The 25,854-nt window shown below is 70.7% G+C and carries 24 protein-coding genes; 16 read left to right on the forward strand and 8 right to left on the reverse strand.

The genetic code is table 11. From position 1 onward, the window contains the following. The first annotated feature begins 223 nt into the window (after window positions 1-223). The 7 genes from EF387_RS16370 to EF387_RS16400 all read left to right on the forward strand — a co-directional run bounded on the left by EF387_RS16370 (window position 224) and on the right by EF387_RS16400 (window position 6,664). The gene (locus EF387_RS16370) at window positions 224-1,315 is read left to right on the forward strand and encodes an SDR family oxidoreductase (protein WP_128377272.1); all 1,092 of its coding nucleotides are present in this window, start codon (window positions 224-226) and stop codon (window positions 1,313-1,315) included. Next, window positions 1,312-2,583 carry an aspartate aminotransferase family protein gene (locus EF387_RS16375; RefSeq protein ID WP_128377273.1) on the forward strand — a complete coding sequence of 424 codons (1,272 nt, stop codon included), beginning with the start codon at window positions 1,312-1,314 and terminating at the stop codon, window positions 2,581-2,583. Before EF387_RS16370 ends, EF387_RS16375 begins: the two co-directional genes overlap by 4 nt. After that, a complete protein-coding gene (locus tag EF387_RS16380) occupies window positions 2,571-3,062 on the forward strand; it encodes a type II toxin-antitoxin system RatA family toxin (protein WP_128377274.1) in 492 nt (163 codons plus the stop codon). Before EF387_RS16375 ends, EF387_RS16380 begins: the two co-directional genes overlap by 13 nt. Continuing rightward, the gene (locus EF387_RS16385) at window positions 3,059-3,634 is read left to right on the forward strand and encodes a flavin reductase family protein (RefSeq protein WP_128377275.1); all 576 of its coding nucleotides are present in this window, start codon (window positions 3,059-3,061) and stop codon (window positions 3,632-3,634) included. Before EF387_RS16380 ends, EF387_RS16385 begins: the two co-directional genes overlap by 4 nt. Before the next feature lie 50 nt (window positions 3,635-3,684). Next, entirely contained in the window at window positions 3,685-4,530 is an 846-nt protein-coding gene (locus EF387_RS16390; protein ID WP_202918279.1) for an SDR family oxidoreductase, read from the forward strand. Further along, window positions 4,527-5,255 carry a sterol desaturase family protein gene (locus EF387_RS16395; protein WP_128377277.1) on the forward strand — a complete coding sequence of 243 codons (729 nt, stop codon included), beginning with the start codon at window positions 4,527-4,529 and terminating at the stop codon, window positions 5,253-5,255. Before EF387_RS16390 ends, EF387_RS16395 begins: the two co-directional genes overlap by 4 nt. A 179-nt stretch (window positions 5,256-5,434) precedes the next feature. Next, the gene (locus EF387_RS16400; RefSeq protein WP_128377278.1) at window positions 5,435-6,664 is read left to right on the forward strand and encodes a nitric oxide synthase oxygenase; all 1,230 of its coding nucleotides are present in this window, start codon (window positions 5,435-5,437) and stop codon (window positions 6,662-6,664) included. Here the strand turns inward: EF387_RS16400 and EF387_RS16405 are convergent. Together EF387_RS16405 and EF387_RS46690 are read right to left on the reverse strand one after the other, a co-directional pair. Beyond that, window positions 6,655-8,088, reverse strand: coding sequence for a hypothetical protein (locus EF387_RS16405; RefSeq protein WP_128377279.1), 1,434 nt, complete (start codon window positions 8,086-8,088; stop codon window positions 6,655-6,657). The genes EF387_RS16400 and EF387_RS16405 overlap by 10 nt on opposite strands. Window positions 8,089-8,289: 201 nt before the next feature. Further along, window positions 8,290-8,463: a hypothetical protein gene (locus EF387_RS46690; RefSeq protein ID WP_155589765.1), complete on the reverse strand. Its 174-nt coding sequence runs from the start codon at window positions 8,461-8,463 to the stop codon at window positions 8,290-8,292. Window positions 8,464-8,921: 458 nt separating this feature from the next. Here EF387_RS46690 and EF387_RS16415 point away from each other — a divergent pair, with 458 nt between their 5' ends. Further along, entirely contained in the window at window positions 8,922-10,538 is a 1,617-nt protein-coding gene (locus tag EF387_RS16415; protein WP_128377281.1) for a multicopper oxidase family protein, read from the forward strand. A gap of 112 nt (window positions 10,539-10,650) precedes the next feature. Here the strand turns inward: EF387_RS16415 and EF387_RS16420 are convergent, their stop codons facing one another. The 5 genes from EF387_RS16420 to EF387_RS16440 all read right to left on the reverse strand — a co-directional run bounded on the left by EF387_RS16420 (window position 10,651) and on the right by EF387_RS16440 (window position 14,680). Continuing rightward, window positions 10,651-11,379 carry a hypothetical protein gene (locus EF387_RS16420; RefSeq protein ID WP_128377282.1) on the reverse strand — a complete coding sequence of 243 codons (729 nt, stop codon included), beginning with the start codon at window positions 11,377-11,379 and terminating at the stop codon, window positions 10,651-10,653. A gap of 277 nt (window positions 11,380-11,656) precedes the next feature. After that, window positions 11,657-11,998 (reverse strand): hypothetical protein, encoded by a 342-nt coding sequence (locus EF387_RS16425; RefSeq protein WP_128377283.1) that lies wholly within the window; start codon window positions 11,996-11,998, stop codon window positions 11,657-11,659. Window positions 11,999-12,073: 75 nt separating this feature from the next. Continuing rightward, complete coding sequence (locus EF387_RS16430; RefSeq protein WP_128377284.1) at window positions 12,074-13,099, reverse strand: C40 family peptidase; 1,026 nt, start codon at window positions 13,097-13,099, stop codon at window positions 12,074-12,076. 298 nt (window positions 13,100-13,397) lie between these two features. Next, window positions 13,398-14,309, reverse strand: coding sequence for a M56 family metallopeptidase (locus EF387_RS16435; RefSeq protein ID WP_128377285.1), 912 nt, complete (start codon window positions 14,307-14,309; stop codon window positions 13,398-13,400). Further along, the gene (locus EF387_RS16440; protein ID WP_128377286.1) at window positions 14,306-14,680 is read right to left on the reverse strand and encodes a BlaI/MecI/CopY family transcriptional regulator; all 375 of its coding nucleotides are present in this window, start codon (window positions 14,678-14,680) and stop codon (window positions 14,306-14,308) included. Before EF387_RS16440 ends, EF387_RS16435 begins: the two co-directional genes overlap by 4 nt. A gap of 1,028 nt (window positions 14,681-15,708) precedes the next feature. Here EF387_RS16440 and EF387_RS47115 point away from each other — a divergent pair. From EF387_RS47115 to EF387_RS16480, 8 genes are all read left to right on the forward strand, one after another. Next, window positions 15,709-16,164: a hypothetical protein gene (locus EF387_RS47115; RefSeq protein ID WP_128377287.1), complete on the forward strand. Its 456-nt coding sequence runs from the start codon at window positions 15,709-15,711 to the stop codon at window positions 16,162-16,164. 106 nt (window positions 16,165-16,270) lie between these two features. Next, window positions 16,271-17,380 carry a PLP-dependent cysteine synthase family protein gene (locus EF387_RS16450; protein ID WP_128377288.1) on the forward strand — a complete coding sequence of 370 codons (1,110 nt, stop codon included), beginning with the start codon at window positions 16,271-16,273 and terminating at the stop codon, window positions 17,378-17,380. Beyond that, window positions 17,377-18,675, forward strand: a complete 1,299-nt coding sequence (locus EF387_RS16455) for an MFS transporter (protein WP_128377289.1) — start codon at window positions 17,377-17,379, stop codon at window positions 18,673-18,675. Before EF387_RS16450 ends, EF387_RS16455 begins: the two co-directional genes overlap by 4 nt. 85 nt (window positions 18,676-18,760) lie before the next feature. After that, window positions 18,761-19,993, forward strand: coding sequence for a DUF1015 family protein (locus tag EF387_RS16460; RefSeq protein WP_128377290.1), 1,233 nt, complete (start codon window positions 18,761-18,763; stop codon window positions 19,991-19,993). 342 nt (window positions 19,994-20,335) lie between these two features. Further along, a complete protein-coding gene (locus EF387_RS16465; protein WP_202918280.1) occupies window positions 20,336-22,072 on the forward strand; it encodes a VanW family protein in 1,737 nt (578 codons plus the stop codon). Window positions 22,073-22,347: 275 nt separating this feature from the next. After that, window positions 22,348-23,034 carry a GNAT family N-acetyltransferase gene (locus EF387_RS16470; RefSeq protein ID WP_238431546.1) on the forward strand — a complete coding sequence of 229 codons (687 nt, stop codon included), beginning with the start codon at window positions 22,348-22,350 and terminating at the stop codon, window positions 23,032-23,034. Window positions 23,035-23,122: 88 nt separating this feature from the next. Continuing rightward, window positions 23,123-24,025, forward strand: a complete 903-nt coding sequence (locus EF387_RS16475; RefSeq protein WP_238431547.1) for a M15 family metallopeptidase — start codon at window positions 23,123-23,125, stop codon at window positions 24,023-24,025. 303 nt (window positions 24,026-24,328) lie between these two features. Further along, entirely contained in the window at window positions 24,329-25,186 is an 858-nt protein-coding gene (locus tag EF387_RS16480; protein WP_202918281.1) for a hypothetical protein, read from the forward strand. A gap of 327 nt (window positions 25,187-25,513) precedes the next feature. Here the strand turns inward: EF387_RS16480 and EF387_RS16485 are convergent. Next, a partial coding sequence (locus EF387_RS16485) for a ferredoxin reductase domain-containing protein (protein WP_476691248.1) occupies window positions 25,514-25,854 on the reverse strand: 341 nt, incomplete at its 5' end.

Consider the following 25,854-nt stretch of genomic DNA (forward strand, 5'->3'; position numbering starts at 1 on the left):
GGGTCCTAAACGGCCCTGCCGTCACGGGCACTTCCCACACCGCCGCGTCGACCACTGTGTCAGCCGCTCTCCGCGACGAACGACCAACGACCCTACCTCTCCTGGTAGTTGATGCCCTCCGCGGTGCGCCGGCCGGTTGCCGTCCGGCGTGCTGCCCCGCATCCGCTCACACGGCGCCCTCTCGCGCTGCGCCCCTGCCGACCGACTCCCGAGGTGCCCCATCGTGTCTTCTTCCCCTCCCACCGTCCTGCTCACCGGAGCCTCGGGCGTGCTCGGCACTGCCCTGCTGGCCGAACTCCCCGCCTCCTGCCGGGTGACGGCCCTGGTTCACCGCTGCCCCTGCACGATGGCCGACGACCAGCTCCGCGGCGATCTCACCGCTCCTGGACTGGGCCTCGACCGCGAGACGTACCGCGCTCTGGCCCGCAGGGTGGACGCCGTCGTCCACTGCGCCGCGGTCACCGACTTCACCAGCGGGCCTCAGGCCGCCCGCGCGACGAACGAGGCCGGCACCCGGGCCGTGGCCGAGTTCGCCGCCGACGCCGGAGCCACGCTTTACCATGTCTCCACCGCGTTCGTCGTCCGTCACGAGCTGACCCGCTCACGGCTGGGCCGTGACACGGGGACGGCCGGTGCCCGGCCGGAGGACTACCTGGACTCCAAGCGCGCGGCCGAGGACGTCGTCCGCTCCTTCGGCCTTCCCTCGGTGATCGTGCGGCCCTCGATCGTCATCGGCGACTCCCGCACCGGGGACATCTCCGCCTTCCAGGGCCTGCACACCATCCTGCTCATGCTCATGCGCGGCCTGATGCCGCTCGTCCCGCTCCCACGCGCCTCGCTCATCGACTTCGTGCCGCAGGACCTGGTGGCCCGCACCATCGCCGCCCTGATCGCCGCGGACCGACGCGAGGGCGAGGTGTGGGTGACGGCCGGTCCGCAGGCGCTTCGCGCCGAACAGGTCCTGGACACGGTCATCGATGCCTGCGCGGGACTCGGACTGAACCCACCGGTGCCGCGGTTCGTCGGCCCCGACATGGTCGACCGCCTCATCCGCCCGGTCTTCCTGGCCGACGGTCTGCCCGAGCGCACCCTGCGGCGCTTCGACGACATGCTCGCCATGACCGCCCTGTTCGCCGACGCCCCCGAGTTCCCCACCTCGCTGGGCCGGCTGCCGGACGGACCGCCACCGCTGCTCCGCTCCGATGCGGAAGCGGCGCTGCGCCACACCCTCCGCCATCTCGCGCTGACCAAGCGCCTGGGCACCGCGTCCGGCCGCGCGCCGCTGGTGCCCGTGCCCGAGGAGGTGTCCGCATGACCGCGCCGACCCTGCGCCAGGCGACACCGCAGGACACGGCGGCCGACGTCCTCGGCGCCTACCGGAGGCACCTGGGCCGCGGCCGCGCCCGGCTCGCCTCGCTGACCGGCGGGGTGATGGAGGTCTCCTCCTACGGAGCCCGGGTCTTCGACACCGGCGGCAAGGAGTACGTGGATTGCGGCGGCTACGGGGTCTTCCTGCTGGGCCACTGCCACCCACGGGTCGTCGAGGCCGTCGTCGACCAGGTGTGCCGCCACCCACTGGCCACGCGTCTGCTGGTGGAACCGGTCGCGGCAGGTGCGGCGGCCGCGCTCGCCGAAGTGACCCCGCCGGGCCTGGACTACGTACACTTCGTCAACTCGGGCGCCGAGGCGACCGAGACGGCCATCAAGCTGGCCCGCGCCCATGGACGACACCGGCTCGTCTCGACCACCGGCGGCTACCACGGCAAGACCACCGGCGCCCTGGCCCTGACCGCCAAGGCCTTCTACCAGGACCCGTTCCGCCCGCTGCTGCCCGCCGAGCACGTTCCCTACGGTGACGCCGACGCCCTCGCGGAGACCCTGACCGACGGGCCCCCGGCCTGCGTCGTGGTCGAACCCGTACAGGGCGAGGGCGGAGTCGTCCTGCCGCCCGCCGGGTATCTGCGCCGTGTCCAGCAACTGTGCGCGGCCCACGGCGCGTTCTTCGTCCTGGACGAGATCCAGACCGGCCTCGGCCGCCTGGGCACCTGGTGGGGCGCGGACGCCGAGGACGTACGGCCGGACGTCCTGCTGGCCGGCAAGAACCTCAGCGGCGGGGTGATCCCTGTGGCGGCCGCGGTCGCCACCGCCGAGGCGTACGCGCCCTTCGACCGCGATCCCTACCTGCACACCTCCACCTTCGCCGGCGCCCCGGTCGCCATGGCGGCCGCCCGCGCCGCTGTGCGGACCATTGCCGAAGAAGGCCTCGTCGAGCAGGCCCACGTGCTGGGCCTGGACATCCTCGACCGGGTCCGGGACGCCCTGGCGCCGCTGGGCGACGCGGTCACCGACATCCGCGGGCGCGGCCTGCTCATCGGTGTCGAGATGCGCGACGAGTGCCTCGCCGGCGAACTCGTCCTGCACCTGCTGGAAGCCGGACTGCTGGTCAACCACTCCCTCAACGCGCACAAGGTCGTGCGCCTGACCCCTCCGGCCGTCCTGACCCGCTTCGACCTGGACCAGATCTCCACGGCGTTCGCCGCCGCGGCCACCGCCATCGCGAAGGGACCGACATGCCCGAAGTAGCCCTCGACGTCCACGTACCCGACAGCTCGCCCCAGCAGGTCTTCGACCGGCTGCGCGACTTCGCCGCCTACCCCGAGTTCACCGACGCCATCCGCGAGGTCCGCGTCACCGAGGTGGACGAGACCACCATCGACTCACAGTGGTCGGCCAACTTCCGCAACGGCGTGCTGTGCTGGAGCGAGCGCGACCGTATCGACCCGTGTGCGCTCACCATCGAGTTCACCCAGACCGACGGCGACTTCGAACGCTTCGAAGGCGGCTGGTACGTCGAGGAGGACGGCGCCGGCGCCACCGCCCGTTTCATCGCCACGTTCGACCTGGGCATCCCCAGCCTCGCCCCGCTCATCGACCCCATAGCCACTCGCACGCTTCTCGACACGATGGGGCTCATCGCACGCGGCCTGTTCGGTTCCGGCATCACGCTGCAGGAGCCCGAGCCCGCCACCGTGAACACCGGCAGCGCAGGGGGCAGGCCATGACCTGGCGCGTACCGACCGCTCTGCCGCCGCTCCCCGCCCTCCCTGGCCTCGCTGCCCTCTCCGGTCCGGCGGACACGCCCACAGCGGTCTGTCCCCGCCCCTCCGCGCAGGAGTTCCGGGACGTGCTGGCCCATCTGCCTGCGGGCGTGAGCGTCATCACCACCGACGGCCCCCTCGGACCCGCCGGAATGACCGCCAGCGCCGTGTGCTCCCTGTCGATGGACCCGCCCCTGGTCCTGGTCTGCCTCGCCAACCGCAGCCGCACTCTGGCCCGTCTCCTGGACCACGGCACGTTCGCCGTCAACGTACTGCGCCAGGACCAGGAGCACATCGCCAGGAAGTTCGCCGACCCCGACACCGGCGGGCACAACCGGTTCGCCGCGGCCGCCCACCGGCACGAGGCGGACGGGGCGCTCATCCTCGACGACGCACTGGCCTGGCTGTCCTGCCGGGTCGAGGAGACCCATCCCGGCGGCGACCACATGATCGTCACCGGCCGTATCCGTGCCCTCGGCCACACCCATAGCCGGCCCCTGATCTGGTACGCGCGCCGCTTCAACAGCCTGGCCTGACCCGCACCGCACCGCTTCTTCACAACCCTCGTTCCATCACAGGAGGACTCGTGCCCAGGAACCTCACCGACAAGGTCGTCGCCATCACCGGCGGCAGCCGCGGCATCGGCCGCGCCACCGCGGAACTGTTCGTCCGCCAAGGCGCCAAGGTGGCCATCGGTGCCCGCAACCTCGACTTCGCCGCCAAAACCGCCGACGACATCGGCGCCCGCGCCTACCAGCTGGACGTCACCGTCCCCGGCTCCGTCCAGCAGTTCTGGAAGATGGTCGAGGCCGAGCTCGGCCCGATCGACATCCTCGTGAACAACGCGGGCGAGATGATCGTCAGCAGGCTGGAGCACGAGCCCGACGAAGCCACGCTCCACCAGATCCAGGTCAACCTGCTCGGCACCCTCAACGGCATGAAGGCCGCCATCGGCCCGATGCGCGAACGCGGCCACGGGCACATCATCAACATGGTGTCCGCGGTCGGCATGGTCGGTCTGCCCGGCTGCGCGACCTACTCCGCCGCCAAGCACGGCGTCGTCGGCCTCTCGGAAGCCGTACGGGCCGAACTGCGCGGCTCCGGCGTGGACCTGTCCATCGTGCTGCCCATCCCCGCCCAGACGGAGCTGACCTCCGGCGTCGGCAAGGGCCGTTTCGTGCCCCTGCTCACCGCGCAGGACATCGCCAGGTCCGTGGTGCGCACCGCCCGCCGCCCGGTCTACAACCGGTACGTGCCCGGCTGGACCAACCCGGTCACCCGCTCCCTGTTCCTGCTGCCACAGCCGTGGCGCGACGCCCTGGGCCGGCTGCTCAAGGCCGACCAACTGCTGCGCACCACCGACTTCCAGGCCCGCACCGGCTACGAGGCCCGGCTCGGCCACACCACGCAGCGGCGGGAGGCAGCGCTGTGACCACCCCGACCAACCGGCTCTCCGCCAAGCAGCCACGCTCCAAGCGGCCGGAAACCGGGCGCTCCTCGGCCACCAAGGGCGCCGTGCGGCGCGGCAACGCACCGTCCGTCACCGGCAGCGCCCTGCTCGACCGGATCATCCACGTCCGCCCGTCCACCACTGTCGCCATGTTCGCTCCGGTCGCCGCCGCCGGCACCGCACTCGCCGTCGTGAGCGGGCGCGGCAGCGGCTGGTCCCTCGCGGGATGGGGTCTGGCCGGGTACGTCGCCTGGACCCTCTCGGAGTACTGGGGCCACCGGATCGTCCTGCACTACGAGCCCGAGCGCGGCTTCGGCGCCAAGCTCCACTACGTCCTGCACGGGGTCCACCACGACTACCCGCAGGACGCCCGCCGCTCCATCCTCAGCCCGCTGCTGAGCATCCCCATGGTGGGGGCCGCCTTCGGCCTCTCCAGCGGGGTGGCCGGCCTGCCGCTCACCTTCGGCGCCGGATACACCGTCGGCTACCTCGCCTACGATCTGTTCCACCTCTACCTGCACCACGGCAAGCCCAGGAACCGTCTGCTGCGCACCCTGCGCGAGTACCACATGCGGCATCACTTCCGCGACGACAGCAAGGGCTTCGGCATCAGCGCCCCGTACTGGGACGAGCTGTTCGGCACGTCCATCTCCCGCATGCCCCGCACCGGGCAGCCCGCCGAGGTGGCGTCCCGCCGCGGCGCCTGACGCCACCCGCCACCAGCCGCGTGGGCGCCCGCGCCACGTGCCGGGACCGCGACCCGTCGTCGATGCCCGGCTCCGGTCACGAGCACGGGCGCCCACGCAACACCCTTGCGGGCCGGCCGTCCACCGCCGCACTCCGCACCGCACTCCAAGCCGTGCTTGCCCCCTCCGAGGACGAGGCCATGAACCCTTCCGACACCCTGACGGAGCCCCTCACACGACTCCGGGCCGCCATCACAGGATGCCCGCACGACCACCCGAACCCAGGCCCGGTCACCTCCGGCACGGGCCGGGCCGACCTCGCGGAGGCCGAGGACTTCGTACGGCGCCACCACCGTGAACACCCGGACCAGCCGGGACCCCTCCTCGCCCGCCTGCTGGAGATCCGCCGTCAGATCCACGAGACGGGCACCTACCGTCACACCCACGACGAACTCGTCTTCGGCGCCCGCGTGGCCTGGCGCAACAGCAGCCGCTGCATCGGCCGCCTGTACTGGCACAGCCTGCGAGTCCTGGACCTGCGCGACGCCACGGCACCCGAGGAGATCCACCAGCACCTGATCACCCACCTGCGTGAAGGCACCAACGGCGGACGCATCCGCCCGACCATCTCGGTGTTCGCCCCCGACGCCCCCGGCCGCCCCGGCCCCCGGGTCTGGAACGACCAGCTCATCCGGTACGCCGGTTACCGCCAGAGCGACGGCAGCGTCGTCGGCGACCCCGCGTACGCCGAGTTCACCGAACTCGTGAGCAGGATGGGCTGGAACGCCCCGGGCGGCCCCTTCGACGTCCTGCCCCTGATCATCAGCACTCACGACACCAAGCCCCAGCTCTTCGACGTCCCCGCCGACGACGTCCTCGAAGTCCCGTTGAGCCACCCGGAACACGCGTGGTTCGCCGAACTGGGGGTGCGCTGGCACGCCCTGCCGGCCATCTCCAACATGCGCCTGCGCATCGGGGGCATCGACTACCCGCTCGCGCCCTTCAACGGCTGGTACATGGGTACCGAGATAGGCGCCCGCAACCTCGTCGACGAGGACCGCTACGACCTGCTGCCGCTGATCGCCGCCCGGCTGGGCCTGGACACCGGCAGCGAGACCACCCTGTGGCGCGACCGTGCCCTGGTCGAACTGAACGTAGCCGTCCTGCACTCGTTCGCCGAGGCGGGCGTGAAGATCAGCGACCACCACACGGAATCCCGGCGCTTTTTGACGCACGTGGAGAAGGAGAGGCGCGCCGGCCGCACCGTCCCGGCCGACTGGACCTGGATCGTGCCTCCCGTCTCCGGCGGCATCACACCGGTCTTCCACCGCACTTACGACCAGGCCGATCAGCGCCCCAACTTCTATCTGGACCCCGAGCGCCGTGAGCTGGGGCGTGGCCGCTGCCCGTACTCCCACGCTCAGCCCTGAGGCAGCGGTGTACGGCGACCGGAGCGGGCGACGGCGACCAGGATCGCCCCCGACAGCCCGTAGAGCGCGACGGTGGCGGCCGTCCGGCCCGCGCCGTCCCGCTGCGGAGCAGGGGGCACGTAGAGCGGCCGGGACTCCTCGAGGCGCTGGGCGGAGTCGGCCTCGACCGGGATCCAGGTCTCTGTCGTCTCCGTCGCCGACGCCCCGGTGTCCCGGAAGGTGGCGTAGAGGAACCAGCGGCCGGATTCCGGCACCGTGATGTCGCCACGGTAGACGCCGTCGCGGGATGTCGTGAGGGGCGCGGACACCTCCTGTCCAGCGCGGCGTGCGACGAGGACGGCACTGTCGGACGAGCCCGGCTCGGGGGTGACGGTGACGTCGATCCGAGAACCGCGGACCGTCGTGCGCCAGTCGGCCTCGCCCGCCTCCGTCCCCTGACCCGGGTCATGGGCCGACGCGCGCCCGGCCGACACCAGGGGCAGCGCGAGAGTCAGCGCGACGACCACGAGCCCGGCCGTCCGGACGAGGGGGAGACGAGGCCGCGGCAGCCCCTCGGCCGCGAGCAGGACCAGTGCCGAGCCGCACAGCGAGAGGAGCAGGGACGGGACGATCTGGTCGGCCGCGACGGTCGTGCCGTGTGGCAGCAGGGGGAGCAGCGGCACGTAGACGACGTGCACGGCCACCGGGACGACGAGCGCCGGCCACCACGGGGATGTCCGCCACCTGCGGACCAGGTCGGTGGCGAGCGCGACGGCGAGCACGGGCGGCACGACCGGTGTGGAGTGCCCGAGAGCGGCCAGGACCGGTATCACGGCCAGCCGCACGGATGTGGTGACCAGGGCCGCGCGCGTGACGGCCCACGGATGCTGGTCGAACCGCCGGATCAGCACGATCGCCAGGGTGAGCCCGGTGGTGGTGGCCGGCAGGAACCAGACGGCCGAGTACTGCGGCACATCCGACTCGTACTCCATGACCGGTGCCAGCGAGGCCGCCATGACGAGTCCACCGCCGAGCATCAGGGGCCGTCCGCCGCCCTCGGCGGCGATCGCCCGGAACAAGGTGACGGCCAGGGCGAACGTGGCGATGACGGCGAGCAGGTGGGGCGGACTCCACAGGACCGCGTCCCGGCCGAACAAGGTGTGCCATGCCTCGTCCGCCGGGGCGGAAACACCGATCGCCCCGGCGGAAACGACCGCCCACCGCAGCAGCGGATCCGCCGTGGCGGTACGAAGGCCACGGCCGCGCACCCTCCCGATGCCCCAGGACGCGGTGGCGGCGAGCGTCACCACGAGGGAGCCGTAGAGCAGTACGTGCGGTGCGCTCCAGAAGGTGTCCCGGCCCACGTCGGTGTGCAGGGAGTCGTCCCAGTACATGCTGAACAGTGCCAGCAGTCCGCCCGCTGCCGCTGCGATGAGCCGGTTCATGTCCCGCCCCCGTCTTCGTGGTTGAACGACGATCGACATTGCCAGGATACCCCCTAGGGGTATCCTGGAACAGACTCCGGGATTGGCGGCGGCCGCGGCTGTCCGGGCTCGTCGGGCCGTGAGGCGTAAGGTACCCCCTCGGGGTAAGATGCGGTGTCCATGAAGCAAGGCACAGGTGGAACTCATGGTGAGACGAGTGGCTCACGGCGGCGGCATGGCCGTCCGCTGCGCGTACGGGGCATTGCTCGCCCTGTGCGTCGCGCTGGCCGTGCTCGTCCACCACGAGACGTCCATGACGTCCATGACGTCCATGACGTCCATGACGTCCATGACGTCCATGGCAGCCTCGTCGCCCATGGCGGAGTCTGCTCCCACGACGGCTCCCGCCCACGCGGCTCATGCGATGCAAGCCGCGGCTCAGGCGACGGCGGGCCAGGAGGCACCCTCCGCGACGGCCGCCCACGGGGCACTCTCCGCGACGGCGGGCCATGGGACACCCTCCGCGACGGCGTATGGGGCACCCTCCGCCTCATCGCCCACGCACGGCGTTGACTCCGGCGCCTGCGCCATGCCCGGCATGCAGCACTGCACCACGGTGAGTGTCAGCTCCGTGCAACTCGCCGCACCGGGCCAGAGCGTCTTCGGCCCGCCCGCGGACCCTGAACCGGCCGCGGAAGGCCGTGCGCCCGCCAGTGCGGTCGCCCGCCCCCCGCCCGATCTTTCCGTCCTCTCGCAACTGCGCATATAGGCCGCGCGCCGGACGGCGCGTGACCGCGTGATGTGCCGTCCCTCCGTGACCACATCGGCAGTTTCCGAACAGAGGACCCAACACAATGAACAGCATCAATCGCCGCTCCGTCCTGCTCGCCGGGCTGGGAGCGGCAGGAACCGGAGCGCTCGCCGCCTGCACCGGCGCGAGTGACTCCGGCAGCGGCAAGGCCCTGGTCAACCCCTCCGGTTCGGCGGTCGCCGCAACCGAGAAGAAGCGCAAGAGCACCGGACGCCGGCAGAACGTCACCCTGACGGCCGCACCGGCCGTGATCGATCTGGGCGGCGGCGTCATGCCCAAGAGCTGGGCCTTCGACGGACGCGCCCCGGGCAAGGAGATCCGGCTCTCGGTCGGCGACACCCTGGTCGCCGACCTGTCGAACCAGCTCCCGAACAAGACCGCCACCTCCATCCACTGGCACGGCATCGCCCTGCGCAACGACATGGACGGCGTGCCCCCCACCACCCAGACCGCCGTCCGGGCCGGCTCCAACTTCACGTACCGCTTCATCGCCGACGCGCCCGGCACGTACTTCTTCCACCCGCACGTCGGCGTCCAGCTCGACCGCGGCCTGTACGCCCCGCTGATCGTCGAGGACCCCAAGGAGCCGCTGTCGTACGACGACGAATGGGTCGTTCTCCTCGACGACTGGGTCGACGGTGTCACCGGCACACCCGACGAGGTCTTCGCCGAGCTGAAGCAGGGCATGGGCGGAATGGAGGGCCACGACATGGGGGAAATGGGCGGGATGGAGGGCCACGACATGGGGGACATGGGCGGGATGGACATGGGGGACTCCGAGTCCCCCTCGGCCTCCGACTCCCCGTCCGGCGGTATGTCGATGAAATTCATGCTCATGGGCGCCGAGAGCGACCTGCTCGGCGGAGATGCCGGCGACGTGAAGTACCCGCACCACCTGATCAACGGCCGGGTGGCGACTGATCCGGACGTCTACACCGGCAAGCCCGGCAAGAAGGTGCGGCTGCGGATCATCAACGCGGGCGGGGACACCGCGTACCGTGTCGCCCTCGGTGGCCACAAGCTCACCATCACCCACACCGACGGCTTCCCCGTCCGGCACCGGGAGGTGGATGCCGTGCTCGTCGGCATGGGAGAGCGCTATGACGTCCTCGTCACCCTCGGGGACGGGGTCTTCCCGCTCGTCGCCGCGGCCGAGGGCAAGGACGCGAACGGCTTCGCCCTGGTACGCACGGGCTCGGGCAGGGCCCCGAAGCCGACCGTCCGCCCGAGGGAACTCGACGGCATGATCATGACGGCCTCCGAGCTGCGCGCCGCCGACGACGTGCGCCTGGAGTCCGCCAGGACCGACATTACGCACCAGATCAAGCTGACCGGCGGCATGGCCAAGTACAACTGGGCCATCAACGGCAAGCCCTTCGACATGGGCAACCCCGAGGCGAACCCGATCATGATCGAGGAGGGCCGGCGCGTACGGCTCGATTTCATCAACGACACGGACATGTGGCACCCGATGCACCTGCACGGCCACACGTACCAGATCGGCACCTCCGGTCCCCGGAAGGACACCGCGATCGTGCTGCCGAAGAAGAAGCTGTCCGTCTTCTTCGACGCCGACAACCCGGGCCAGTGGATGCTGCACTGCCACAACGCGTACCACGGTGAGGCCGGGATGATGGCGAACGTTGCCTATCCGGCCTGACCTTCACACAGCGTCGTCCGGACGGGCCCATCGGCTGGCGGGGGCCGTCCGGACACGCCGTGCGTGCCGGCGTCGCGGCTCTGTCGATCGCGCGCGACGCCGGGCCCGCGTCTCAGTGACTGTGCCCGTCCTCCGTGCGGCCGGCCTCGGCGTCGGTCGACGCGCTCGTCTCCGGGGTCGCGGATCCGGTGTCGGCAGCCGGGGGTTCCTCCTTGGTGGCGTGCTCGTCGGACGTCTCCGTACCGTCACCGTGGCTGTGTCCGCTCTCTCCGGACGACTCGCCAAGACCGTCCGCCACCGCCCGCAGACCGAAGAAACTGACGGCCGCGGTGAGGAGGACGGCCAGCCCCATGGGGCCGAAGACGCGGCGCCAGGAGGACTGGGCGTCCTTGAGGACGAAGGCGATGAAGGAGACGGTTATCCCCAGCGGAACGAGCACGGCCCCCCGGTCCGGGAAGTCCTGGAAGTGCTGCAGGCCGCCACTGAGCATGCCGATGCCGAACGAGAGCAGCAGGGAAGCCGCGATGACGAGGATCGCGCGCGGCAGCGCGGGCCGTTCGGTGGCGAGAAGGAACTCGTTCACCACTGTCGCGGCCAGGAACACCAGGACGCCGATGATGGCGATCTTTGTGTACCGGGCCGGATCCAACGGGTGGTGGACCACGGCGCCGCTGATGAGGCCCGCCCCGACGAAGTACAGCACGTATCCGATGTAGCGGCCCGCGAGCGGTGCGGGCTTGCGGGCGCGGTGGCGTGAGCGCGCGCGACGGGCAGCGGCTCGGCCGCCTTCGGTGTGCTGCTGGGGTGCGGAGGGGGCTGGGCGGTCGGTTACCAGGGACAAGGCGGGGCCTTTCGGCGACTCGTGAATCAGGAAGTTCGGAAGGAGGCGATTGCGGGCGGGAGCGCCATGGCGGTGCTCGGCCGCGGTCGAGGGTGCGCGGATGCGTCGCTGCCGCGTTGCTTCAGGGCATGCGCTGCTTCAGGACATGCACTGCTTCAGGGCATGCGAAGAAAAGCCCCTCGCGGTGCTGGGAGGTGGCATGCGAAGCAAAGCCCTTCGCGGTGCTGGAGCATGGTGCTCGTCAGCAGCGCGGGACGGGGTTGCACCCTCGGTCTCTCTAAATGCGCAACACGGAGGTCGCGGTCACGGGACGGGTGACCGGATCCGTCATGCCGGACCTCATGCCGGAGTACGGCAACAGGCGGCAGAGCGCGGTCACTTCGAGAAACGAATCGCCGGGCGGAGGCACATCCGGAGCCGCATTCGGTTGGCTCGGGGCGCAGTTGTGCGCGGAGTCCGCCAACTCGCCGTCCGCGCCGCCCTGGTGCTGGTGGTGCTCGTGGTCGGCCGGAGGCGCAGGCGCGTCAACGGCAAGTGATGCTGTGACGCCCGCTGCGAGGTGTCCGGCGGCACTCTCTCCATGCAGGCCATGGGCGAACAGCAGGCCGAACAGCACCATCGTGAGCCACAGCAGACGGGACAGCCGTGGTTTTTCTTCTCGCGGCGGTACGGGCGGTGGCTCGGACACAGGCTCTCAGGGCCTGCTGGCCGCGAAGAACGGCATGGAGTCCAACGGGACGATCTCGACGTTCTTGCCGGTGCGCGGCGCGTGGATGGCCTTGCCGTTGCCGACGTACATCCCGTTGTGCTGGTTGTCGTTGTACCAGTAGATGATGTCGCCGGGCTGCAGATCGGACTTGGCGACCTTGCGGCCGGCGTCGTACTGCTGCTTGACGGTGCGCGGCAGCGAGACGCCCGCCGCACGCCAGGAAGAACCGGTGAGCCCCGAGCAGTCGAAGGAGTTGGGGCCGGTGGAGCCCCACTCGTAGGGCTTGCCGAGCTGCGCGTACGCGAAATCGAGCGCGGCCTTGGCGCGGCCGCTCGCCGGTCCGTTGTACGTCGCGGGGGAGTCACTGGCGCCCGCGGACGCGTCGTCGCGTTCCTGATCCGCTTCCATCTTGGCGCGTTGCGCTGCCGTCAGGCTGTTGAGGAGCTTGCGCGCCTTCGCGAGCTTGTCCTGGACCTCGTCCTTCGTCTTGGCGGCCTTGGCGCGCGTCTCCTGAAGGGACTGCAGCTGTTCCCGCGCGGTCTCCCGTTCCTGTGCCAGCTCGCGCTGCTTACGCTGCATCGCCTCCAGCGCCTCGGCCTGCCTGCTGCTCGTACGGTCGAGCATTTCGGCCTGGCCGAGGTAGTCGTCCGGATCACTGGACAGGAACAGCTGCACGCTCGGGTCGATGCTGCCGCTGCGGTACTGCGCGGCCGCCAACGGGCCTATCTTCTCGCGTAGTTCGTTGATCTCCTGCTGCTTACGGCTGAGGCTGTCCTGTGCGCGGTCGACCTCGCGCTGCAGTTTCTTCTGTTCTTCGCGGATGGCGTTGTACTCCTCGGTGGGAGCCTCGGCCTCTTCGTAGAGCCGTTCCACTTCCTTGCGGACCTCGTCCACCGTGGGATTGGGGGCCGCCTGGCTCTGCGTCGGCAGGAGGCTGACGGCGCCGGCGGCCATGCCGAGCGTGGCGATCCGAGCGCGGCTGGGCGGCTTCGGCCGACGGTGCAATCCCATCGTGGAGTGACTCCTCTGCGCGTCTGCGGCCGAGCGACGGACTCCGGTCGTCGGGCGACACAAGTCAGCTTCGGCACGGTCCCCGTTGAATCCGGCGCCGGGCGCGGACCCGTGTGCACCCCCCGCCGCGGCTTCCAACCCCCCCCCCGGCCCCCCCCCACGCCGCCCCCCCCGGCGCCGGATTCAACGAACAGTAATAGAACTTAGTAGCTTCGTACTACGCATCGCAAGTGACTCCCGGTCACACCGGCATCGGAAGTCCCGTCGACGGCGTAGGCATACAGACCCGCGACCGGCGTCACCCGAGGCCTGGCGGGCAGGCGACCAGCAGCGGCAGCAGCGGCACTGCAACGACCGCGGCAGCCCCGGAACCCCACAGGGCCGGGTGCGGAGCCTTGCGCGGACCGAGGACTCGCTTCAGACGGATCAGCACGTTCTGGCCGCCCGCCGCCAGCGCACCCTTCGGAGTGCGGGCCGCCGCCATCTCGTACATCGCCGTGGCCAGCGCCTCGTGGGAGTGGCTGCGCAGTGCGCGGTCGTCCGCGACCATCTCCAGCAGGAGCGCCGTCTGCTCCCGCGCGTGCCGGGCCAGCGGCAGCCACCGGAACACCGAGTGGAACGCCTCCATGGCGGCCAGGAACAGATGGTGGCGACCGACGATATGGGCCTGCTCGTGCTCCAGCACGGCGGCGAGCTGCTCGGTTGTCAGCTCGCGTACCGCCGCGTCGCTGATCACGATCCGCGGATCACGGCCGGGCAGACAGTACGCCGCGGGCACGTGGTACGGCAGGACGGTGGCACTGAGCCGGGCCGAACGGCGGCCCACCAGGTCCACCGCCGTCCGGTGCTCCGTCCGCGCCCGACGGGCTCGTACGACGTGGAAGGCGAAGCTCCCGAGCAGGGCGATCCCGATGCCGGCGGCGGCGCCGACAGCAAGCCGGTCCGCGGTGTTCGGGTCGGGCTGGGCCGTACCCACGTTCACTCCGCAGATGTGCAGCAGCCCCACCAGCCCCGCGTGCAGGTGCTCGGCCGGCCTGGCCAGGCTGTACGCGGCCAGCGCGGCCCCGGTCGAGAAGGAGACCGCCAGGGCGTGCCACACAGCCGCCGCCAGCGCGGGGGCACGGTGCTGCCAGCTGCCGCGGAGCATGAGGCGCGGAGCCACGAACCCCACTGCCGCCGTGTAGCCGACCAGGGCCGGGGCCGCGTTCACGACTCGGCCTTGGCCTGTCGTCCCACGGTCCGCAGGGCCTTGCGCAGGGCGGCCTGCTCTTCCTCGGACATGTTCTCGACGAAGTGGACCAGCGCGGCCGGGCGGTCCTTGCTCTCCCCCAGGCCGTCCTCCATCAGTGCGGCGGCGTACGCCTCGCGGCTGCGCACGGGGGTGTACAGCCAGGCGCGGCCCTGCTTGCCGCGTACCAGCCAGCCCTTGGAATGCAGGATGTTGGTGACGGTCATCACCGTTGTGTACGCGATGGGACGGGTCTTGTTGATGTCGTCGACCACTTCACGCACCGTCGCCGGACGGTTCCACGTCCAGAGGCGATCCATGATCTCTGCTTCGAGATCCCCCAGCCGACGCATCGCCGTGATTTCCTTTCGCCACCGAGTACGCAACTCCATAGTAGAGGGCCGCCCCTGCCGTCCGACCACCCTTTGTCCGTTCTGCGCGGCCGTGGCTGAGGCGGAACAAGATGTTTGCGAACTGTGAAGTCCCCGGACATTCGGCGCGATTGGCCCCACATGACGGCCCTCGCGCCGTCATGTGGCTGGGTTCACGCAATGTTCTCCCGGGGCGGCGCACCGGGGCCTCACGGTCGGGTTAGGATCACAGCGTGATTACGGCCTGGTCTCCTTCTTGCGCGTCGTGGAGCCGCTCATCAGCGGCTCTGTGGCGTGTACTGGGGCTTGGCCTGTTCCTCTTCGGTCTGCTGTATACGCATGCGGCCAGTCCTGACACCTCGGTGAGTCACCTCGACTCCCAGAAGGGTGTTTCGGCGTCGGGCGCTCATCTCCAGCCCATCGCCGACCGCGAGTACGTTGCGAGTGCCACGTCGGCGCAGCCGATGGGCGAGCAGCGGGACGGCCATCACGACGGCCACGGACAGCTGCCCGCCGGTGAGAGTTGCGCGGTCGGGCAGCCCTCGCAGGCGCCCGCTGTGGCAGTGCCCTGCCTGTCTCCGCTGAGCTCGGGGAGCGGTGACGGGGGGACCGGCCCCGCATCCGCCCGTCACGCCGGCGTGGCACGGGACTTCGCGGCCGCGAGAACCGCAGCGGCGGATTCCTCAGTCCTTCGTATGTAGGTCGGCGCCTGACGAATCGGTCGACCCTGCCCGGGATACCCGGACTCGGCCCAAGGCCCCGTCACGCCTTCTCCCAGCGACCGATCCATGACCTCTGACCTCCTGCGGACCGCGCCCCACGGCGTGGCCCGGGGGACAGTCGACGGCTGTCGTTCTCACTCTCCCCTGATCCACCGCCCCCAGACCCTCACCGCCACGGATCCCGCATCCCCACGGATCCCGCATCCCCACTGATCCCACAGCCCACCGATCCCTGCCCCGACCGGGAGCGTTCCCGTCCGGGCAGTGACCGCCCCGCACGGAGGACCTGTGCCGCTCACCCCTGCCCTCTCCCGTGCCCAGACCGCATGGTTACGTCCGCTCCGGAGGAGCCTGCTCGTCCGGGGCACCCTGTTCTCCCTGTTCTCCCTGTTCTCCCTGCTGTTCCTGCTGCTGGCCTGCCTCGGCGATCAACGCCACATACCTGAGCCGTCCGTTCGAGGGGCCGCGGTCTCGAGTGAAGCCCCACGGCCCCTCGAGGGCTCGGACGGCGAGAACCTCGACGCGTCTGCCCGCGACCGGCTTCCCGACCAATGCCACGAACCCGGTCCGCCGCAGGCCCTCTTCCCACAGCCGTCCCCCCGAGTCCCGTCAGCCGCCGTCTCCGCGCTGTCGCTGACGGACGCCACATCACCTCCGGTGCACCAGCCCTCTGCCGCCGTCCGAAGACTGCTGCCGGGCGGCGGCCGGTCCGCTCTCACCGCCATCTGCAGGTGGCGCATATAGAGGCCGCCCCGCGGGTCCGGCCCTTGCCGACCCGCCGCGCGGCGCGCCTCGGCCGTCGCGCGAGATGAGCATCCGCACGCATCTACATCGATACGAGAGCGAAGACATGCACTCCGTGACCACGAGCGACCCCACCCCTGCCGGCTCCACGCTCCAGGGGCTCGTCGGCAACACACCCGTTCTGCAGATCTCCGAGCCCTTCACCGAGCCGGGCCGCGGCTTCTGGGCGAAACTGGAAGGCTTCAACCCCGGCGGCATCAAGGACCGTCCCGCCCTGCACATGGTCGAACGGGCCCGAGCGCGCGGCGACTTGCGGCCGGGACGCCCGATCATCGAATCGACCAGCGGCACCCTCGGCCTCGGCCTCGCCCTGGCCGGAATGGTCCATGGCCACCCCGTCACCCTGGTCACCGACCCCGGCCTCGAGCCGTCGATGAACCGGCTGCTCGCCGCATACGGCGCGACCGTCGACATGGTCCCCGAACCGCACCCGACCGGAGGCTGGCAGCAGGCCCGCCGCGACCGCGTCGCCGAACTGATGGCGGAACACTCCGGAGCCTGGTGCCCCGACCAGTACAACAACCCCGACAACGTCGCCGCCTACACCCCGCTCGCCCTCGAACTCGCCTCGCAGATGGGCCACATCGACGTACTCGTCTGCAGCGTCGGCACAGGCGGCCACTCCGCCGGCATCTCGCGCGTCCTTCAACAGCTGTACCCGGGGATGCGGTTGGTGGGCGTGGACACCATCGGCTCGACCATTTTCGGCCAGCCCGCACGGCCCCGCCTCATGCGCGGCCTCGGCTCCAGCATCTACCCGCGCAACGTGGCGTACGAGAACTTCAGCGAGGTGCACTGGGTGGCTCCCGGTGAGTCCGTCTGGGCCTGCAGGCAGTTGGCCGCCTCCCACTACGCCACGGGCGGCTGGAGCGTCGGCGCGGTCGCGCTGGTGGCCGGCTGGGTCGCGCGTACGACACCGTCGGGCGCCCGCATCGTGGCCATCTTCCCCGACGGCCCCCAGCGCTACCTGGAGACGGTCTACGACGACGAATACTGCTCGCGCAACGGGCTGTTGGGTGTGACCCCGGCGCCCGAACCGGACGTGGTCGGCCGCCCCGACGAGAAGGAGATCACCCGCTGGACCCGCTGCACGGCGGTCTCCGATCCGGTCGCTCTGATGACGGAGACCATCGCGGAGACGGATGGTTCGCGGTGAAGACGGCACTCACACAGATGCGCTCCTACGACCGGAGCGTCCAGCTGTTGATGGTGAACCAGTTCACCATCAACCTCGGCTTCTACATGCTGATGCCCTACCTGGCCGCCCATCTGTCCGGCACCCTCGGACTCGCCGGCTGGGTCGTCGGACTCGTCCTCGGCGTACGGAACTTCAGCCAGCAGGGCATGTTCCTGGTCGGCGGGACGCTCGCCGACCGCCTCGGCTACAAGCCGATGATCGTGGCCGGGTGCGTACTGCGCACCGTCGGATTCGCGACACTCGGCCTGGTGGACTCACTGGCCGCGCTGATCGCCGCGTCCGCGGCCACGGGACTCGCGGGGGCGCTGTTCAACCCGGCGGTCCGGGCGTATCTCGCCGCGGACGCGGGGGACCGCAGGGTGGAGGCGTTCGCGCTGTTCAACGTCTTCTACCAGGCCGGAATCCTGCTCGGCCCGCTCGTGGGCATGGTGCTGACCGGCGTGGACTTCCGTATCACCTGCCTCGTCGCCGCCGGAATCTTCGCGCTGCTCAGCATCGTGCAGATCCGCGCACTGCCCACCCGGCGGGCCGAGGACACCGCGGGCGAGGAGAGCAGCGGCCGGGACAGTGTGCTCGCCCAGTGGCGCGGCATCCTCGCCAACCGGCCGTTCCTGCTCTTCTCCGGCGCCATGATCGGCTCGTACGTCCTCACCTTCCAGGTGTATCTGTCCCTGCCGCTGGAGGTGCGCCGGCTCGGCGGGGACGGCGAGTTCGGGACGGCAGCGGTGGCGATGCTCTTCGCCGTCTCGGGACTGAGCACCATCGTCGGCCAGACGAGGGTGACCGCCTGGTGCAAGGCCCGCTTCGAGCCGGGACAGGCGCTGACCCGGGGGCTGGCCGTCATGGGCCTGGCGTTCGTGCCGCTGCTGGCGGCCACCGCCGTGCCCGTACCCGAGTCCGGTATGGCCCTGTGGCTGCTGGCGGCGGTGCCGCCGACGCTGGCCGCGCTGCTGCTAGCGATCGGCACGATGATCGCGTACCCCTTCGAGATGGACACCATCGTCCGCCTGGCCGGTGACCGTCTCGTCGCCACGCACTACGGGCTGTACAACACCATCTGCGGGGTCGGCATCACCCTGGGCAACCTGCTCACCGGCGCCGCGCTCGACGCGGCCCGCGAGGCGGGCATGCCCGCGCTGCCCTGGATCTCACTGTGCGCCCTCGGCCTCGCCTGCGCGGCCGCCCTGTACGGCCTGCACCGCACCGGCCGGCTGGCGACGCCCGAGCCCGAGCCACGGGCCGTCGCAGCCTGAGCCAGTTCGTTCCGCTCCGCGGACCAGGGGCGGGCGCCGCACGGCGCCCGCCCCTGCCGGGCCGCGCCCACCACAGGAGTGATCAATGCCCACCCCTGCCGTACCGGCACAGCAACCGACAGCGCTGCGGCTCCGCCCTTTTCGAGCGGTGCGCTACGACGAGGACCGTGTCGGTGATCTCGCCCATGTTCTGGCCCCACCTCATGACGAGCTCAGCCCGGAGCAGCTGCGAGCTCTGCGCGTCTACCCGCACCACATCGCCCGCCTGATCCACACGCACGATCCGCAGGCCGCCGCCCGGCAGCTGCGGCGCTGGCTGCACCGCGGCGTACTCCGGCGGGACGAGCGGCCCGCCGTCTACGTCTACCAGCAGCATCGGGGTGCCCGAATCCTGCAGCGCGGCCTGATCGGCGACCTCGTGCTGCCGCCTCCAGGCGGCAGTGCCGAAGGCGTGTTACTGCCCCACGAAGGCGTGTCTCACCATGTGGTGCGGCAGCGCGCCGCGCACCTGTCCGGCCTGCGCGCCCAGGTGGAGCCGCTGCTGCTGACGTACCGCGGTACGGAGTCGACGGCGGCACAGGTCATGCATCACGTCACCCGCCGTACGCCGACGGCGGTCGCCCGGCTCGGGGAGATCACCCACACGCTGTGGGCCTGTGACGTCGATGAGGAGGCCTCGCTGGTGCCCGGCGGCCTGCCCCGGAGCGGAGTCCTCATCGCTGACGGCCACCATCGGTACGCCGCCTGCCGACGCCTCGCCGCGGAGGCCGGGGGCTCGTGGGGGAGCAGCCTCGCGCTGCTCGTCGACACCGTCACCCATCCTCTGCGGCTCTCCGCGATCCACCGGGTCGTACCCGGGCTCGACCCGGAGAAGGCGGCCTCCGCGGCGGCCGGGGTGGCCCGCGTGCGGCCCCTGCCGGAAGGGCCACGACCACCTGGCCCGGGCGAGCTGGTCCTCGCCGGCGCGGGACAGGCATGGACGATCACCGAACCCGAGCCCGAGGCACTGCGCGAAACCCTCGCCACCCAGCCATCCGAGTGGGCCACGCTTCCCGCGGCCATCGGCGACCACCTGCTGCTGGCCGACGTCTGGTCGGTGCCCGACCTGCCGGGCGCTGTGCGGTACGTCCACAACGCGGACAGGGCGGTCGCGGACGTGGCCACACCCGGAAACGGCGTCGCCCTCCTGCTCCCCGCGATCACGGAGGATCAGGTGCGGGAGCTGGCCGGTGCCGGGGTGCTGCTGCCCCGCAAGTCCACCTCGTTCGGTCCGAAGCCGGCGGCGGGGCTGGCGCTCCGCGTCCTCGACCCGCGGTGACGGGCGACGGCTTCGCCTTCCAGGAGCCGCCCTCTCGCACGTCGTCGGCCGTGACCGACGTTACCGTCATTCAACTAACTGACTTAGTTGGCTAGGAGATAAGGTGTCGACCGGCCCAGGTACGGCCCGGCGTCCGAGCGGAACGGCACCCGCCGCTAGGTCCTGTCGTCAAATTCCCTCGGCTCGCCCGGAGGGCGGTATTTGGCGACAGGGCCTAGGGCGCCCCGGACCGGCGAAGGAGCTTACGGACCGCCGCAAGCCTCTTCCCGCCATCGCCCGGCAAGCGGCCCTCCGCGCGGGCCCGTGACCGCGGCACGCGACATTCACAGACGAGGAGAACCAGTGAGTCGCTCATCCCTTCTCGACCCACCTGCCGACACCACGTCGGCCGGCCGTCGCCGAATAGGCCGCCGTGCCGCGCTCGTTGCGGGAGTGGCGGGTGTCGGTTTCGGCGGCCTGTACCTGGTGGGCCTGCTGGCCTCCGGTGACGACATCCCCGAGGGCACCCGGGTGGGAGGTGTGGACATCGGGGGGCTGAGCCGTTCGCAGGCGCGCGAGAAGCTGGACAGCAGCCTGGGCAGGGCCTGGTCGGAGCCGGTCGAGGTGCGCGTGGGCGGCACTGTCAGCACCGTCGACGTGGCCGGCATCTCGCTGGACAGTGAGCAGACCGTCGCCCGTGCCGCTCAAGAGGGGTCCGACCCGTTCACCGTGATCGGCCGCCTGTTCACGAGCGGTGACCGGGAGGTCGAACCGGTGACCAGGGTGGACGAGGCCGCAGCCCGAGCGTCACTGGCCGGGAAGGCGAAGGCGTACAACCGGAAGGCACGGGAGGGTGATGTCACCTTCCATGCCGGCAAGCCGGTGGCGAAGCGGCCGGTCACCGGGAGGTCCCTGGACGTGGACGGCGCGATCGAGGCGCTGGCGGCGACGGTACCGGGCCAGCGGAAGGGGCCGGTGCGACTGCCGGTTCGCACGACAGAACCCCGGGTCGGCGCGGCGGAGGTGAACCGCGCGATGAAGCGGTTCGCCGGCCCGGCGATGTCGGCACCGGTCACCCTCACCGCAGGCGGCCGGAAGATCGAGATCAGCCCGTCGACGCTCGGCAAGCACCTCACCATGAAACCCGACGGGGACAAGGGACTGACCCCGGTCCTGGACGGCAAGGGGCTCCTGGCCGATCCAGTGGTGGCAAGTCCCCTCGCGCTCGCCACCGACAAGGCGGTCAACGCCAAGCTGCGGCTGGACGGCGGACGAGTGGTGGTGGCGTCGGACGGCGAGAGCGGACAGGAGGTCACGGCCCAGGCGCTCCGCAAGGCCGTACTGCCGCTGCTGACCAAGACCGGGACGGCCCGCACCGGGGCAGTGGCCACCGAGGGGGTGCGGCCGGAGTTGACCCGCGAAAACGTCGGACGTCTGGGCATCAAGGAGAAGATGTCGAGCTTCACGGTCAACTTCGAGCCCGAGGCCTACCGCGTCACGAACATCGGCCGCGCCGCGGAACTGATCGACGGGTCGGTCGTGCTGCCCGGTGACACCTGGAGCCTGAACGGCACCGTGGGTGAGCGGACCGAGGCCAACGGGTTCGTGGAAGGCATCATCATCAACAACAACCAGTTCGAGAAGGCGGCCGGAGGCGGCGTCTCCACGGTCGCCACCACGGTCTTCAACGCCGTCTTCTTCGCCGGCGTGAAGCCGGTGGAGTACGGGGCCCACTCGTTCTACATCGAGCGCTACCCCGAGGGGCGGGAGGCGACCGTGGCCTGGGGAAGCCTCGACCTGAAGTTCAGGAACGACTCGGGCAACGCCATCTACATCGACGCACGCGCCACCGACACCTCCGTCACGGTCACCTTCCTCGGCACCAAGAAGTACGACGAGGTCGAAGCGGTCAAGGGTCCGCGCACCAACGTGCAGCAGCCCGGAAGCCGTGAGGGGTCCGGGGAGAAGTGCGTGCCGCAGACCCCGCTCGAAGGCTTCGACGTCGCGGTCGACCGGATCTTCAAGAACGACGGCAGGGAAGTCGACCGGGAGACCTTCAAGACGCGGTACGTGCCCCGCGACGAAGTCACCTGCGCCTGAGGGCCGAGTGACGAGCGCCGGGCTCGGCGGCGCACTCCCCGGGGCCGGGACCTGCACGACAACTGCCTTGCCCGGGGCCCGGTCCGGCCGACCGGGGCCCGGACAATGACATGTCAGAGGTGCACGGCTTGATCGCACCAGCCGCACTACTCAACTACTAAGATGCTTAGAAGTGTAGTAGATTCCGGCTCGTGGACGCCGACACGCACTCAGTCGCACATCCGAGCCCTGCCCCGCCCGCCCGGAGTCAGCTCCCGACCGGGCCCTCGATTCCGGTGGCGGCAGCCGCCCACCTCCAGGAGCGCGGCGAACTGCGCATACGGGTCATGGAGCCCGACGATCTCCCGTTCGTGGTCGCCGAGCAGCGAAGGCACTTTCCCGACGGGTTCTTCGCCCGCCTGGGGCCGAGATTCCTCACCGCGTACAACCGCACCTACCTCACCGCTCCGGGCGCGCGTTCCTACACGGCGGAGAGCGGCGGGCAGCCGGTGGGCTTCCTCATCGGCGGGACCGACCCGGCGGCGCACCGCCGCCACGTGCTCCGCAGACACGGGCGCGGACTGCTGTTCCGGGCTCTGGGCAGCCTGTGTCTGCGGCCCCGTCTCATGCTGCATTTCGTCCGTACGCGACTGGCGCGCTACTGCCGCAAGCTGATACCGAACCGGGCGGCCCTGTCCGCTCCCACCGCAGGCCACGTCGGTGAAACCGCCGTTCTGGACTACGTCGCCGTGGTCGAGCACGCCCGCTCCCGGGGGGCGGGGGCCGCCCTGATCGCGCAGTTCGTACGGGACGCGGCCGAAGCCGGCTGCGCACGTGTCACGCTCGTCACCGCTGCGGAGGGCGGGGCGGGGCCGTACTACGAGCGACTCGGCTGGCAGCGTCGGGGAGAGATCAGCACGCCCGAGGGGCGACGCCTCCTCGCCTACGACTTCGCGTTGAACACAGGCCGACCGCAAGAGTGACACGGCGGCCCCGTCCGACCGGAACCATTCCCGTATCAAACGGCCGTGCCCGGCACGGTTGTCCCAGAAGCAGTCCGGAGATTCTCGCTTGACCAGCCACACCCCGGCCGCGGAGCGCATGCGCGCCGCGGCCCACCTCCACCACCCGAGCCGGGATACGGCGTCGTCGGCCCGCACGCGGAGCCGCGAGCGCACCCGTGGGGGAGTAGTCATGCTGCTCGCTGCCACGGCGCTTCTCGTCAGCGGCTGCTCGTCCTCGTCGGCATCAGGGGCCGCCTCGTCCACGCCGGGTGCCGACGGCCCCGACAGAACATCAGCGCTGCCCGACGCGACGCCCAGTCCGACCCCCACCCCTTCGCCCGCACCCTCCGTGGACGCTGCCGTGAAGGAGATCACCGACGCCCAGTGGTCCCGCATGGTGGCGGCGGACCTGTGGCGCAAGGGGTGTCCCGACGTCCGCGACCAGCTGCGCCGCGTGGAGATGAACTACGTGGGTTTCGACGGCAAGGTCCACCGAGGCGTCCTCGTGGTGAACGCCGATGTCACGGCCGGCGTCGTCCGCGTCTTCACGAAGCTCTTCGAGGAACGCTTCCCCATCCGCCGTATGGAGCCGATGGAGGCCTACGGCGGGGACCTGAACTCGAGCCTGCGCGCCGACAACACATCAGCGTTCAACTGCCGTCGGCCCGACCAGATCAACGCCCCGTTCAAGGAGTCCCCGCACGCCAACGGCCGCGCGATCGACATCAACCCCCTAGAGAACCCGTGGAAGGACCTGCGCACCAAGAACTGGTCGCCGAGCGCCAAGTACGCCGCTCGCACCGGGGGAAAGGGCAAGATCCTCGAGGGAGGCCCGGTCTGGCGGGCGTTCACGGCGGAGAGGTGGATCTGGCAGGACATCAAAGTGCCCGATTACATGCACTTCGACACCGGGTATCCGTCCAAGCCCTTCAAGGGGCTGTCCGCCGCCCCCTCCGACTCCTCGGGCTGAAGGGGAGGACACCGGTCGACCGCGTGAGCCGCCGGTCGGCGGCGCGGGAGTGACGTCCCCTGACGATCTTCCCCTTGTCGCCCCCCACGCGGGTACCTGTTGCGCTGTGCCCACCCAGCCTGGAAGAGAGACGATGAACCAGCAGAGGACGGGCCGTGCCGTCAACGATGGCGCCGCCATGGCGGCGCCGTTCGGAACCACCCAGGCGTAGGCACGGCACTCGACCTCCAGCACCACAGTCACGGCCAACCACGGACAATCGCGGCCACCCCAAGACGCGCCGCACGCCAGGGGAGCGAAGAGATGAACCACAGCGGCCGACACACCGAGCGCGGAGCGCAGACCGAGCACGCACAGCACGCCGAGCACGCTCGTCCCACTGAGCACGCTCAGCCCACGGAGCATGCAGAGCACGCAGAGCACGCCACCGCGCTACCCGGCGGACTTCAGGTTTCCCAGGACGGCTACACCATCGAGCTGAAGACCCCGCGCATCAAGGCCGGCGAGGAGGCCCCGCTGCGCTTCGTCATCACAGACGACAGGGGCAAGGCCGTCACCGACTACACGACGGTCCACGACAAGGACCTGCACCTGATCCTTGCCTCGCGGGACCTGAACACCTTCCGCCATGTGCACCCCGCCCTCGGGCCCGAGGGAAACTGGAGCATTCCCGTCGAGCTGCCCGCCGCGGGCGACTACCGCGTTCTCGCCGACTTCACCCCGGCCGGACAAGGAGCCAAAGCCCTGACACTCGGCGCGGACCTTGCCGTCTCCGGCTCCTACGAGCCTCATGACCTGCCCGCCCAGAAGCCCACGGCCGAAGTCGACGGCTACACCGTCACCCTCGACGGCGAGCTCACTCCCGGAACGATGAGCGAGCTGAGGCTGAGCGTGGCCAGGGACGGCAAACCCGTCAGGGACCTCGAGCCCTATCTCGGTGCCTATGGCCACCTCGTCGCCCTGCGCTCCGGAGACCTCGCCTACCTCCATGTCCACCCCGAAGGCGAGCCCGGCGACGGCACGACCGAGCCCGGGCCGGAGATCTCCTTCATGGCCGCCGCGCCCAGTCACGGCACCTACCGGCTCTTCCTCGACTTCAAGCACGCGGGCGTGGTCCGCACCGCCGCCTTCACCGTCCAGACCTCCGCCCACGCTCAGTGACACGGCCTTCGTTCCTCGTCAGGCGGTGAAGGTTCGCCGGAGCGAGCGACTCCGAGGATGAGGTGGACAAGCGATGGTGAAGGTTCCGAAACGCCGCGCGGTGCCCCCGGAGGACGGCCGGGGGCGAGCGGACCACCGGCGACGGGACCGGGCGGGGTTGCTGTGGTTGGATAGCTCGTCGCGGATCCGGTCCGCGATGGAGCCGGCGATCGTGATCTCGATCCCTGATCTCCCTGGCGGCCCGGCTGCGCGACGAGGAGTGACGCGGCGATGCCGGGGCGGCACCCCGACCCGGCACCGGGGCCCACCTCCGTCGGCCATCGATCCTCAGCCCAGGCCGAATCTCTCGGCGTGTACTTGCAGGCGGGGGACGTTCAGGCTGCGCAGGCCGCTGAGGACGGCGGAGGTCATGGCGGGCGGGCCGCAGACGTACACGTCGCGTTCGGTGATGTCGGGAACCAGGGCGCGCAGGCTGTCGGGCTCGAACGGCGGGGTTCCCTCTCCCGTGCGGCCGGTGAGCAGGTGCAGCCGTCCGCCGCGGTCCGCGAGCAGGGCTTGTACCTCGCCGGCCAGTACGGCGTCGTCCTGGCTGCGTACCCGGTAGAGCACGACGACGTCGCCGGCCGTTTGTTCCTCCAGCAGGGCTCGGACCGGTGTGATGCCCACGC

Origin of the sequence: Streptomyces cavernae (assembly GCF_004023625.1) — a bacterium.
Classification (GTDB): Bacteria; Actinomycetota; Actinomycetes; order Streptomycetales; family Streptomycetaceae; genus Streptomyces; species Streptomyces cavernae.